This is a genomic window from Pseudoalteromonas piscicida (assembly GCF_002208135.1).
Taxonomy (GTDB): domain Bacteria; phylum Pseudomonadota; class Gammaproteobacteria; order Enterobacterales; family Alteromonadaceae; genus Pseudoalteromonas; species Pseudoalteromonas piscicida_A.
This window is the reverse complement of sequence record NZ_CP021646.1, coordinates 1,406,222-1,418,893: the sequence shown is the minus strand read 5'-3', so window position 1 is coordinate 1,418,893 and position 12,672 is coordinate 1,406,222. Positions and strand designations below refer to the sequence as shown.

Genomic DNA, 12,672 nt, shown 5'->3' with positions numbered 1-12,672 from the left:
TAAATCATTTTTCGCCAAAAAAAAGAGGTCGGAGCAGATGAAATCCTGTACAAAGGTCGCCATTGTGCTTTACAAACATATGCTCGTCACCAGTGTCACCTTACCGCTGGAAATGCTCAAAGCCGGACAAGCCTTTGCTAAAGTGCATCTAAAAGAGGCTTATGTTCCTTTAGAAGTTATACTTTGCAGCAGCCAAGGCGAGGCAGTTAACGCCGATAATTACATGAAGCTTGAGGCACAAAGTGACTTTAGCTCATTGCCTTTGTATGACTACATTATTGTGCCAAGCATATGGCGAAATCCAAGACCTATTGTAAGACAAAACCAAGCGCTGAGTGAGTCACTTGCGGATGCGTGGGGAGCAGGAAGCACACTGATAGGTGTTGGTACGGGTGTTTGCTTTTTAGCAAGTTCTGGCCTGCTTGACGGGCATTCAGCAACGACCCACTGGCATTTTGCCAAACAATTTTCTCAGCTATATCCCAATGTTGAATTAAAACCGGATTACTTTATCACTCAATCAGAGCGGATCTACACTGTAGCCAGCTTAAATGCGCTGGCCGATGTTATTGTTCACATTATTGAGTTACTGTACGGGATAGATGCCGCACACCATGTTCAGCAAAACTTTTCTCATGAAATTCGTAAACCGTACGAAGAACAGCGCTATTTAGAAGGTGCTGTGGATCGTCATGCTGACGAGCAAATTGCAGCGATTCAGTTTTGGCTGAAAAATAATGCCGCATCCGAACTCTCTTTACCCGCTGTCGCGGCGCAATTTGATTTGAGCTATCGCACCTTTAATCGCCGCTTTAAACAGGCGACGGGGCAAACCGCCGTTGCCTACTTGCAACAGGTACGTATTGAAATGTGCAAAGAACTGCTCGCGAGCAGTAATCTCTCCATTCAAGATATTGCCCTCGCTTCTGGATTTAATTCACAAGGGCAATTAAGTCGGGTCTTTCGGCAATTAATGGGAAAATCACCAAGCACATATCGGGCAATAGTAAGAAAGAAATTGTTCTCGTAACAAGACTAGGGCCTGTTGAACCACTCTACAGTATTTGTATTACGGTTAACGTTTGCTGCTGGCCGTTGAAGAAAAACGAAATGTCTTCATTTTCAGTTAACCCCTTAAGCCGCTTGCCAAGTGGTGCATCAAACGTTAACACCAGCACAGGCGTTTCTTTACATTGGATTTTTAGTCCGCCTTCGCAAGGCGCAAAATAGAACCAATGACTGTTGCCTTGCTCCTCTTCAATTTCAACTAGTGCGTTATGGGCAATCACGTTGCTCACTGATTGAGTCAGTTGATTCAATATTGTTTGTTTTGCCAAATGCATGGCATCAACGCGCTCACTTTGTCCTTCGGCCAAATACCCATATTCGATACTCAATGAGTCGTATTGTGTTTCAGCAGCACTTTGTTCGTGAGTCGCATCAGCACGGGCACTGTTTGCCGCTTCAGTGGCTTCAATCAGCTTTTGTTCAAGTGCAAACTTGAGATATTCGATAAAAACAGATTTATTCATTGGTAATTTACAGCTATTGGGTGACTGGTAGTAACAGACTGGCCGTTAACGGTTAGCGCTAAACGTAAAATCCAACGCATAGATTTATCCGTGCATACACCAACCATGGTTTTTGCTATCAGTGTGTTTTTGTCAAAGAACACAGGGATCCTTCCCATGTTCATATTTTCTCCCTCTAGCCATGCCGAAACGACCTCTACTTTAGTCGCACTTTTTAGCCCAATGGTAAATTCTGTTTCAGGTTGAACCTGCTCTGAGCCCAGATAAATCTGCACTTGTGGAGTTAAATCACAGGGCGCTGAAAAATTACAGACATTTCTTGTTACTGAACTTTCACTTTTTTCTGAACTTTCATGTATAATAATAGTCGGGTCTGAACAGGCCACGAGGAAAACACCTAGCAACCCGATTGTTAATTGCTTTGCAATCATGAGGGATTTTACCGTCACTTCTGAATCCTGCGCAGTGTACGCAAGTTTCAGGGCAAATGCTAGGTTGCTTAAGAAGCGAACAAAAAGCGCGTGAAAACTTGATTGATGTCATAATTTTAGGCGTTTTAGGTATCTTTTCATAAGCAAAAAAATTATCATTTCCTCGCAAAAATAAAGGTTTCTCGGGCTGGTTAGGTTTTCACTCATCTTTTGAGTTAAAACATGACGGGCTTGAAGAAATATAACTAGGGCCTGTAATTCAGGTAATTCATTTCTAATCGCAATAAATTGCAGCGGAATCCAGAAAATGAGCCAAACAGTAGCATCACAAACTGAGTACAATTATAAAGTTGTACGCCAATTCGCTATCATGACAGTGATTTGGGGCATTGTTGGCATGGGTGTAGGTGTATTTATCGCAGCGCAACTTGCGTGGCCTGCGTTAAACTTCGACATTCCATGGTTAACTTACTCTAGACTTCGTCCGTTACACACGAACGCAGTAATCTTTGCATTTGGTACAAGTGCACTATTTGCAACCTCTTACTATGTTGTCCAGCGCACGTGTCAAACGCGCCTGTTCTCTGACAAACTTGCCGCATTTACCTTCTGGGGTTGGCAAGCCATCATCGTATCTGCAGCTATCACGCTTCCTCTAGGTATTACTTCTTCAAAAGAGTACGCTGAACTAGAGTGGCCGATTGATATCGCAATCGCGGTAGTATGGGTTACTTATGCTGTAGTATTCTTTGGTACTCTTATCAAGCGTAAAGTGTCACACATCTATGTAGCAAACTGGTTCTACGCTGGTTTCATTATCACTGTTGCAGTGCTTCACATTGTAAACAGTATGGCTATCCCTGTATCACTTACTAAATCTTATTCAATCTACGCAGGTGCAGTAGATGCGATGGTTCAGTGGTGGTATGGTCACAACGCAGTAGGTTTCCTACTTACCGCTGGTTTCTTAGGTATGATGTACTACTTCGTACCAAAACAAGCAGGTCGTCCAGTTTACTCTTACCGTCTATCGGTTGTTCACTTCTGGGCGCTTGTTTCTCTATATATTTGGGCAGGTCCTCACCACCTTCACTACACAGCATTACCTGACTGGACACAGTCTCTAGGTATGGTGATGTCTGTTATCCTATTCGTTCCTTCTTGGGGCGGTATGATCAACGGTATCATGACGCTGTCTGGCGCTTGGCACAAACTACGTACTGACCCGGTATTGCGTTTCCTAGTTGTATCTCTATCGTTCTACGGTATGTCTACGTTCGAAGGTCCGATGATGGCTATCAAGTCTGTAAATGCCCTTTCACACTATACCGACTGGACTGTAGGTCACGTACACTCTGGTGCACTAGGTTGGGTTGCAATGATTTCTATCGGTGCAATTTATCACCTAATCCCAGCCCTATTTGGTCACGGTAACATGTATAGCATCAAGCTAGTTAACACGCACTTCTGGCTACACACAGTTGGTGTTGTACTTTATATCGTTGCAATGTGGATCTCTGGTGTTATGCAAGGCCTAATGTGGCGCGCAGTAAATGCTGACGGCACATTAATGTATAGCTTTGTTCAGTCACTAGAAGCTTCTAAGCCTTTCTATATCATGCGATTCCTAGGCGGTGTATTCATCGTAGTAGGTATGCTGGTAATGGCTTACAACGTATTCCGTACGGTTACTGCAAAAAGTGGTCAACTTACCACTGATGCAAACCCGCAAGTGGCTTAAGGGGTATTGAGTATGAGCAACAATAACTCAACAAACAAACACGAAATCGTTGAAAAGAACGTTGGCCTGATGGCTATCCTAACGGTATTCGCGATTAGCTTCGGTGCACTAGTTGAAATTACTCCACTAATGTTCCAAAAAGATACCACTCAACCAGTGGAAGGCTTGCGCCCACTAACTGCGCTTGAAATGGAAGGCCGCGACATCTTCGTACGTGAAGGTTGTTACAACTGTCACTCACAAATGGTTCGTCCATTCCGTGATGAAGTTGAGCGTTATGGCCACTACTCTGTAGCTGGTGAGTCGGTATGGGATCACCCATTCCAGTGGGGTTCAAAGCGTACAGGTCCTGATTTGGCACGTGTTGGTCAGCGTTATTCTGACGACTGGCACTACGCGCACTTAATGGATCCTCGCTCTGTGGTACCTGAGTCAAATATGCCAGGTTATCCATGGCTTGATAGCACTAAAGTAGATACCACTTATACTCTGAAGAAATTACAAGTGTTCCGTGATGCATTTGGCATTGATAAGTCGTCAGACCGCTACAATGGCAAAGGCTACGGTGATGATGCTGAGTTGCAAGCGCAAGTGGATGAAATCCACGCGATGAACGGTGGCGAAGGTGCAACAGAAATGCAGGCACTTATCGCTTACTTACAGCAACTTGGCACACATTTGAAGTAATTATTATGGATTACGGCACATACAGAGGCATTTTGACTCTGGTAATTTTGGTACTGTTTATAGTGATTGTTGTGTGGGCATATAGCAAGCGGTCTAAGCGCCGTTTCGACGACGCTGCTAATGCCATTTTTGAAGATGAGAAAAAACACAACAACACTATCTCTAACGAGGAAAAGGAGTCTGAAAAATGACTAGCTTTTGGAGTATTTGGGTTATCGTACTAACCCTAGCATGTCTAGCTCTGATTTTCGGCTTGCTGCTTTGGAACCTGAAAAACTACACAGGTGTTAAAGAAGGCGAAAGCTGCGGTCACGAGTTTGATGGTATCGAAGAATTAAACAACCCACTACCAAAATGGTGGACTTACATGTTCTTCGCAACTTTTGTTTGGTCTGTATACTATCTTGCCGCTTACCCAGGTCTTGGTAACTTTAAAGGTTTCTTGAACTGGACGAGCTCTAACCAAGGTATCACTACCTTGGCAGAGTCTAAGAAAGCAGTTGCTGAAGCACATGAAAATGGACAGTGGGTACAACTTGATAAAGAAGTTGAAGCTGCACAAGACCGCTTTGGTCCTATCTTTCAAGAGTTTGCAAAACAAGACGTACTTGCGCTTGCAAAAAATGAGGAAGCACTAGAAATCGGTCAGCGTTTATTCTCGCAAAACTGTGCTCAGTGTCACGGCTCTGATGCTCGTGGCGGTGCTGGCTTCCCTAACCTAACTGACAAAGACTGGTTATATGGCGGCACGCCTGACAAGATCAAAGAAACACTGCTTAACGGTCGTGTTGCCGCGATGCCAGCTTGGCAAGATGCACTTGGTGATCAAGGCGTAAAAGAAATGACTGCTTACGTGTTAAGCCTTTCTGGGCGTACTGTAAACCAAAAAGACGCAGCTGCTGGTAAAGCTAAGTTTGCAATGTGTGCGGCTTGTCACGGTATGGATGGTAAAGGCTCAGTTGCACATAACCTTCCGTTTGGTGCACCTAACCTAACTGACAATATCTGGTTATATGGTGGTTCTCAGCGTGCTGTTGAAGATACGCTTCGCCACGGCCGTGCCGGTGTAATGCCAGCTTGGAAAGATATCTTAGGTGAAGATAAAGTACACCTTCTAACGGCTTATGTTTACAGCCTGTCGCAAGACCAGTAAACCCAGCAATTAGAACATTATTTGAGATCAAAAAAGCCTCCATTTGGAGGCTTTTTTTTAGGTATTTACCGTAACTTACGGTAGAATACTGGCAAGTTTTATAGCCATGTGAGCAATTATGAACCCTACCCCTTGGTATAAGAATTTTTGGCCTTGGTTTTTAATTTTTTTCCCACTTGTTACTGTCGTTGCCTGTGTTTTTCTCATCACGTTTGCAGTCGGTAATGGTCCTGATATGGTCGTTGATGACTACTACAAAAAAGGCAAAGCAATCAACCTCGAGCTGAGTAAGTTTGATAAAGCGAAAGCGCTCTATTTACATGGTGATCTACAAGTAGCAGAGCAGAAAGTCACCTTTAAATTTACTAAGGGCGACGCTTCTAAAGTTCATGCATTAAAACTCTCTTTTTATCACCGCACCATTAAAAAATACGATTTTGCAGTCACACTGACTAAAAACGCCAGCGGCGAATTTACGGGTTTGTTTGATGAACCACATAGCGGTGCATTCACTGTATTTATTGAGCCTATGGATAGCAGTTGGAAAATGAAGGAAAAAATTCAACTGCCACATGATGGTGTTATCGCGGTCACTCCACAGTATAAGTAAACTGCTATGGCAAATTCGTGTTTTCATTGTTTGGAGCCTATTCCTAAAGGGTTTGTAGGCTCGGTTACCTTTGAGGGTAACGCGCAACCGGTTTGCTGTATTGGCTGTCAAGCCGTTGCCGAAACCATTATTTCTCAAGGTATGAGTGACTACTATACTTACCGCACCGAAAGTGCAGGTAAAGTTGAAGAGCTTGTACCAGAGCAACTCAAAATGCTACTTAGCTATGATAACGATGAAATCCAAGAAGATTTCGTTGAAATTAGCGGTGAGCACAAAGAGGTACTGCTTAGTGTTGAAGGGATAAGCTGCGCCGCTTGTGCTTGGCTTATCGAAAAGCAACTGCTAGCGCTTGGCGGTGTCGTCCGTGTTGATGTAAACACCTCCACACACCGCGCCATGATTGTATGGCAAGATACACACGTTAAGCTAAGCGATATCATCAAATCCTTGATGGAGATCGGCTATAAGGCCTACCCGTTTCAAGCCGATGAAGAAGCCGCACAGAAACAAGCCGTAGCGAGGGCGTATATCCGTCGTTTAGGTGTTGCAGGCCTCATGACTATGCAAGTGATGATGTTTGCGTTTGCCATGTACTTTGGCATGTTTTCAGGCATGGAAGAAGACTTCGAACAGTACTTTCGTTGGATAAGCCTCGTGCTTGCCTCCCCTGTTATTCTATATTCGGCGATGCCATTTCTAACTAATGCAGTTAAAGGTCTAAAGGCTAAACAACTGAATATGGATCTCCCTGTTTCACTTGCCATATTCGGTGCCTACGGCGCTAGTACTTACGCTACTTTTATGGAGGTCGGCGAAGTCTATTTTGAATCCATCTGTATGTTTACCTTCTTGCTGTTGCTAGGTAAATATCTCGAATTCAGAGCCAGACTCAAAGCCAGTGAGTTTACTGCAAACCTACAGAAATTGCTGCCATTGACCGCCAGAAAGGTTGATGAGAACAATAACGAACAACATATCGCGGCTAAAAAACTAAAACTGAACGATCTGATATTAGTTAAAGCAGGAGAGACTATCCCTGCGGATGGCTTAGTGATTAAAGGCCATACTACCGTCGATGAGTCGATGATGACGGGCGAACATTTGCCAGTTAAAAAATATCAAGGCCATCAAGTGTATGCAGGAACAGTGAATCACGACGGCGTAATTACGCTAGAGATCAATAAAATTGGGCAAAACACCCTGCTCAACCAAATTATTCGACTACAGCATAATGCACTCACCAAACGTCCTAAATTGGTTGAAATCACCGATAAAGTCGCGCAGTGGTTTGTTGCCTGTCTATTAGTTTTTGCCTCAGTTACCGCTATTGGCTGGTACCCAATTTCACCAGATAAGGCGTTTTGGGTCACTATATCGGTGCTTGTAGCAACCTGCCCTTGTGCATTAAGTCTTGCTATACCAACCGCGCTTACCTGTGCCGTCGCATCTCTTACAAAGAAGGGGATTTTGATTAAAGAAGCCCATGTATTAGAAACGGCGACTAAGTTAACTCGTGTTGCCTTTGACAAAACGGGCACGCTGACCGAGGGCCGTTTCTCAATCAGACATATCGAATTGCTGCAAACCGAGTATAAAGAGCAACAAGTCTTGGATTTTGCAGCTGCTTTAGAGCGCTTTTCAGAGCATCCTATAGCCCGAGCATTTGCACATATCACACCAACCGAAAACCTAGTCCAAGACGTTGAAGTGGTGGCAGGTTCAGGTATTCGTGGTCACTGGAAAGGAGTCTCCATTGCCCTTGGAAAAAGCCATTGGTTTGATAACCACGCGTCATTTGCTCAAGCAACCTTGTTCATTGATAACCAGGCAGTTGCTGACTTCTACTTCAATGACAAAGTAAAAAACAATGCAGAAATGGTTGTTGAACAATTACAACAAGCTGGCCTTAGCTGTCATATGCTAACTGGAGATAGCTCCAATGCGGGCAAAGAGTTATCGCAGCAGTTAGCGTTAGATAGTTACCAAAGTGCTTGCACACCAGAGATTAAGCAAAAAGCCGTTGAAGCTTGGTCCAAACAAGGCGAGATTGTCGCTATGGTTGGTGATGGCATTAATGATAGCCCAGTGTTCAATAGCGCTCACTTGTCAGTTGCGATGGATACTGGCGCAGACATCTCAAAAAATACCGCCGATGTGGTGTTGTTAAATAGCGATTTGAATGCCATTCTAGCCCTTCAGCAAGTAGCTAAACAAACGCGCAGAATAGTAAAGCAAAACTTAACAATATCACTCCTGTACAACGGCTCAATTCTGCCACTCGCTGCGCTTGGACTCATTCCACCTTGGATAGCGGTCATTGGTATGTCAGCCAGCTCGATCATCGTGATCGGCAATTCATTAAGGTTATTAAAGCTATGAGTATCATCTACGTATTAATACCTATCGCCATTTTATTCGTCATTATTGCTATTGGCATTTTCTTTTGGGCAGTAAAAAGCGAGCAATTTTCGGATTTGAATAAACAGGGCCACAGCATCTTATTCGATGACGATAAAGTGCAAACGGGTAATAAGTCCGTAAAGCCATCAACTGACAAGAGTAATAACGACAACTAGCATGAATGAGATAAGCTTGCTAAGCGCATTTGTAATGGGACTTGCAGGAAGTGGACACTGCTTGGTGATGTGTGGTGGTATTGCCAGCTCGCTGCAGCTGGCGAGCAAACAGCTCTCTGCGGTGACTGTTACTCTGTTGTATAACATCGGACGTATCTCCAGTTATGCGCTGGCAGGCAGCTTAGTTGCCCTACTTGGGGCAAGTCTCGCGAAGCAAAACACATCTGTCGCCATTGCATTACAATTGATGAGTGGGATTTTTATGGTACTTGTCGCTATCTACGTAATGCGCTTAGCCAGCACCTTAAAATGGTTAGAGTCATTTGCTAAAAGCTTGATTTGGCAACATATCGTTAAGTTCAATCGCTACTTAATGCCTGTCAATACCAAAACCAAAGCATTTTGCTACGGCGCCTTATGGGGATGGCTACCCTGTGGCCTAGTTTACTCGGCTTTAACATGGACATTACAAGCTAAATCGCCGCTCGAGGGAGCGCTTATCATGCTCGCTTTTGGTGCTGGTACTATGCCTGCGCTGGTTGCAATAGGACAATCTGCGCAGCTACTACAAAAGTTTATAAATCATTTAGTTACTCGTATTATTATGGGGAACCTACTGATTTGGTATGGTGTTTATTTAATTATTATTGCAACTGATAAGTTAGTACATTAACCTATCCTTATCTTAGCAAACTCATCATTTAAGATTATTGGTTAGCGCTTTGAGATTAGGAGCTCCAATTGGTAACCAAGTTTTCTTTTGCGTGTCATATGAGTTTGCGGCGATCTGTAGTACTAAGGACGTTATTCTTTGATACTAGGTCGCCTTCACGTGCGTCATAGACTTATGGAAATTTTATGGACTTAAGTAATCAAAACCGCTCAAAGAGCCAATGCACAATCAGCTGCAACAATTGCAGTATCAGTCAACTTTGCCTACCATTTTCGCTCAATGGCAGCGAAATGGACAAGTTAGATGAAATCATCGAACGTAAAAAGCCGCTTCACAAAGGAGATTTTCTCTTCGAGTCTGGTGCGCCATTGAACGCCATCTTTGCTGTTCGTTCAGGTTCATTTAAAAGCTACACACTGTCTGAACAAGGTGATGAGCAGATCACAGGATTTCACCTTGCGGGCGATCTTGTCGGTTTTGATGCCATCAATAAAATGCAGCACCAAAGCTTCGCACAAGCTTTAGAAACCTCTATGGTGTGCGAGATCCCTTTTGATACCCTAGATGAATTAGCGGGCAAGCTACCAAAACTACGCCAGCAGATAATGCGGTTAATGAGTAGTGAAATCAATTACGACCAAGAGATGCTGTTATTATTGAATAAAAAGACTGCGGAAGAACGTTTAGCAACTTTTATTTATAACCTTTCAAATCGCTTTGGCGAGCGTGGCTTTTCTCGTAAAGAATTCCGCTTTACGATGACACGCGGCGAAATTGGTAATTATCTGGGCCTAACTGTAGAAACCATTAGTCGTTTGCTCAGCCGTTTCCAAAAAGCGGGAACTATCAAGGTTGAAGGCAAGTTTATCACCATTATTGACGCGACAGCCCTTGCTGAAACAGCCGCGATTACAGCTTGATTTAGAACAAACTATTTATCGTTAAGACTTTATCCTTAGATAAGATCGGTTACACTCAATAGAGTCAGTAGTGACAAAAACTTCTGACTCTATTTGCATACCGTTTAAGGAGATAGTCGTGGATAAAATCAAAAGTATACTCACCGTAATTGATCCAACCAAAGAGCGCCAAAATAGCTTAGAACGCTCTATCAATCTTGCCAAGCGCACCGGTGCAGCCATCACTGCATTTATGTCTATTTATGACTTCTCTTATGAAATGACCACGATGTTGTCTAAAGACGAGCGTGAAGCAATGCGTGAAGCGGTGATCAAGGACAGAGAAGCATGGCTTGCCGATATGGTTAAGGGCTTTTCTGGTGTTAGTATCCAAACTAAAGTGTTGTGGCACAACCGCCCCTACGAAGCGATTATTAAAACCGTGCTGGCGCATGATTATGACTTGGTGATTAAATCCACGCATCAGCACGATACCCTAAAGTCAGTTATCTTCACCCCAACCGACTGGCATTTAATTCGCAAATGCCCTGCACCTTTATTGCTTGTTAAGGATCACGCTTGGCCAGATCAAGGCAATATTATTGCAGCAGTCAACTCTGTTAGTGATAACGAGCAACATCAAGCACTCAATAAACGAATCATTACTGACGCTCAGTTTTTATGTGAATTGGCCAATGCAAAATTGACCCTGGTAAACACCTACCCAGCAACACCTGTCAATATAGCGATTGAAATTCCCGAGTTTAATCCGTCTCAATACAACGAAGCAGTTAAAAAGCATCATGAAGACGAGACTTTTGCACTCGCAAACACTTATTCCATGGATAAAAGCGATTGCATCATCAAAGAAGGTCTACCAGAGGACGTTATACCCTACGTTGCTAAAGAAAAAGACGCTGAGTTGGTAGTCATTGGCACTGTCGGTCGCACCGGACTGAGTGCAGCGCTAGTTGGTAATACAGCTGAGCATGTGATCGATAGCTTAGACTGTGATGTCTTAGCATTAAAGCCTGATGGCTATAAATCCCCATTAGAAGACTAACTCAGTGCTCAAATTAATTTAATGTGCGGCAAATAACCAGCCGCACACGCCCTTCTAGGTATACCTTGCTAGCCAGAAATAAAAGTAAAATGCTGATAAACAAAATATCGGCAACGTTGCCAACTGTGCGCCCGTTATACTTTTAGACTTAGTGCGCTTGTATGTCATCATCACGCCGGTAAACGACAGTCCGGTTAACGCAAGACCAAACACAAACCATATAAGCTTAGAGGTGATCCCAGCAAAATAACCAAAGTGTAATGGATCTGCATATTCGTTAAGATAATTACCCAAAGACATGTTTTCAGGTTGCTGTATTGCTAAAACCTCTAGCGTTGTTGGGTCCATATAAACTTTGTGCGCTCTATCCCGAAGCAAAGGGTTTGTACTCATTCCTTGAAAACGCATCACCGCAGTATCTGCTCTTGGCAGCTGTACGGTTGTTATCGTCCAGTTCGGAATAGCAGCTTGCGCTTTCTCAAAAGCGCTTGCAAATTTCTCTGCACAGAGCGTATCCTCGTCTTTTTTCACTGTAACACGCTCAACTCTTGGCGCTGGAGACTCCAAACTGACGCCCGCTACCCGTGCACTAAACTCAAACAAATACCAGATACTCGTGATAATAATAAGCGTAGTAAACCACAGTCCCCATAAGCCAAAGACCTTATGCAAGTCACTCAAAAACACTCTTGTACCTTGCGCCACTCTCACGCGCCACAGTGCAACTTTCCAATTCCGTGTGGTTTTCAGCCCAGTGTAGAGAGAGATCATTAAAATGAAAGCAAAAGCGGTGACGATTGGCAGCCCAGGCACCGCAGGCATAAATAGATAACGGTGCAAATCTCTAAAAAATCGTTGAATGGTAAGTAATGGGATGTCGCCGGTTACTTCATACGTCCATTGATCGACGTGCACATACCTATCACTTTTAGCCTCGAAAGCCACCCGTGCTCGATAGGTAAAGTAGTCGCTTCCCATCGTACCTAACGTAATAATACGGCCTTCAGGATAGCGCTCAGCTATCGACGCATACATGTTTTTCCACGACGCGGCTGTTTGACCATTTACATCTGCGGGCTTATCGCTTGCACGCATTTGATCAAAAACAAGCCAGTCTAATTCATTTGAAACAGTTGCGATGGTGCCCGTTGCGAGGATCACAAACATAACGGCCGCTAGTTGAAAGCCTACCCAGGCATGTAAATCATATAACTTGCGTAGTCGCTTTCTTTGTCTAGCTTTGTCCGCCATGTTAGTCCTCACAAGGGCTGGTTTTCATTATCAAAGCTCGGATAACTCACCGA

General features: G+C 43.8%; 14 protein-coding genes. 11 read left to right on the top strand and 3 right to left on the bottom strand.

All coding sequences use genetic code 11. The features are described 5' to 3' along the window. Positions 1-37 precede the first annotated feature (37 nt). A complete protein-coding gene (locus tag B1L02_RS06755; RefSeq protein WP_088530414.1) occupies positions 38-1,030 on the top strand; it encodes a GlxA family transcriptional regulator in 993 nt (330 codons plus the stop codon). 25 nt (positions 1,031-1,055) lie between these two features. Here B1L02_RS06755 and B1L02_RS06750 read toward each other — a convergent pair whose 3' ends face one another. Further along, positions 1,056-1,532, bottom strand: a complete 477-nt coding sequence (locus B1L02_RS06750) for a transcription elongation factor GreAB (protein WP_088530413.1) — start codon at positions 1,530-1,532, stop codon at positions 1,056-1,058. Next, on the bottom strand, positions 1,529-1,981 hold the full coding sequence (locus tag B1L02_RS06745) for a hypothetical protein (RefSeq protein WP_223191898.1): 453 nt from the start codon (positions 1,979-1,981) through the stop codon (positions 1,529-1,531). Before B1L02_RS06745 ends, B1L02_RS06750 begins: the two co-directional genes overlap by 4 nt. A gap of 289 nt (positions 1,982-2,270) precedes the next feature. Here B1L02_RS06745 and ccoN point away from each other — a divergent pair, with 289 nt between their 5' ends. From ccoN to uspE, 10 genes are all read left to right on the top strand, one after another. After that, positions 2,271-3,704, top strand: a complete 1,434-nt coding sequence (gene ccoN, locus B1L02_RS06740) for a cytochrome-c oxidase, cbb3-type subunit I (RefSeq protein WP_088530411.1) — start codon at positions 2,271-2,273, stop codon at positions 3,702-3,704. A 12-nt stretch (positions 3,705-3,716) separates the two neighbouring features. Then, the gene (gene ccoO, locus B1L02_RS06735; protein WP_010373994.1) at positions 3,717-4,391 is read left to right on the top strand and encodes a cytochrome-c oxidase, cbb3-type subunit II; all 675 of its coding nucleotides are present in this window, start codon (positions 3,717-3,719) and stop codon (positions 4,389-4,391) included. 5 nt (positions 4,392-4,396) lie between these two features. After that, the gene (locus tag B1L02_RS06730; RefSeq protein ID WP_010373992.1) at positions 4,397-4,582 is read left to right on the top strand and encodes a cbb3-type cytochrome oxidase subunit 3; all 186 of its coding nucleotides are present in this window, start codon (positions 4,397-4,399) and stop codon (positions 4,580-4,582) included. Continuing rightward, positions 4,579-5,544 (top strand): cytochrome-c oxidase, cbb3-type subunit III, encoded by a 966-nt coding sequence (gene ccoP / locus B1L02_RS06725; protein WP_088530410.1) that lies wholly within the window; start codon positions 4,579-4,581, stop codon positions 5,542-5,544. The genes B1L02_RS06730 and ccoP overlap by 4 nt, the downstream gene beginning before the upstream one ends. Before the next feature lie 118 nt (positions 5,545-5,662). After that, the gene (locus B1L02_RS06720; RefSeq protein ID WP_088530409.1) at positions 5,663-6,154 is read left to right on the top strand and encodes a FixH family protein; all 492 of its coding nucleotides are present in this window, start codon (positions 5,663-5,665) and stop codon (positions 6,152-6,154) included. A 6-nt stretch (positions 6,155-6,160) separates the two neighbouring features. Beyond that, entirely contained in the window at positions 6,161-8,536 is a 2,376-nt protein-coding gene (locus B1L02_RS06715; RefSeq protein WP_088530408.1) for a heavy metal translocating P-type ATPase, read from the top strand. Then, on the top strand, positions 8,533-8,733 hold the full coding sequence (ccoS, locus tag B1L02_RS06710; RefSeq protein WP_088530407.1) for a cbb3-type cytochrome oxidase assembly protein CcoS: 201 nt from the start codon (positions 8,533-8,535) through the stop codon (positions 8,731-8,733). Before B1L02_RS06715 ends, ccoS begins: the two co-directional genes overlap by 4 nt. Position 8,734: 1 nt before the next feature. After that, the gene (locus tag B1L02_RS06705; protein WP_088530406.1) at positions 8,735-9,406 is read left to right on the top strand and encodes a sulfite exporter TauE/SafE family protein; all 672 of its coding nucleotides are present in this window, start codon (positions 8,735-8,737) and stop codon (positions 9,404-9,406) included. A gap of 185 nt (positions 9,407-9,591) precedes the next feature. Beyond that, complete coding sequence (locus B1L02_RS06700; protein ID WP_088530405.1) at positions 9,592-10,326, top strand: FNR family transcription factor; 735 nt, start codon at positions 9,592-9,594, stop codon at positions 10,324-10,326. A gap of 118 nt (positions 10,327-10,444) precedes the next feature. Then, entirely contained in the window at positions 10,445-11,368 is a 924-nt protein-coding gene (gene uspE / locus B1L02_RS06695; protein WP_088530404.1) for a universal stress protein UspE, read from the top strand. Between the two features lie 54 nt (positions 11,369-11,422). Here the strand turns inward: uspE and B1L02_RS06690 are convergent, their stop codons facing one another. Then, on the bottom strand, positions 11,423-12,619 hold the full coding sequence (locus B1L02_RS06690; protein ID WP_088530403.1) for a PepSY-associated TM helix domain-containing protein: 1,197 nt from the start codon (positions 12,617-12,619) through the stop codon (positions 11,423-11,425). Positions 12,620-12,672 lie beyond the last annotated feature (53 nt).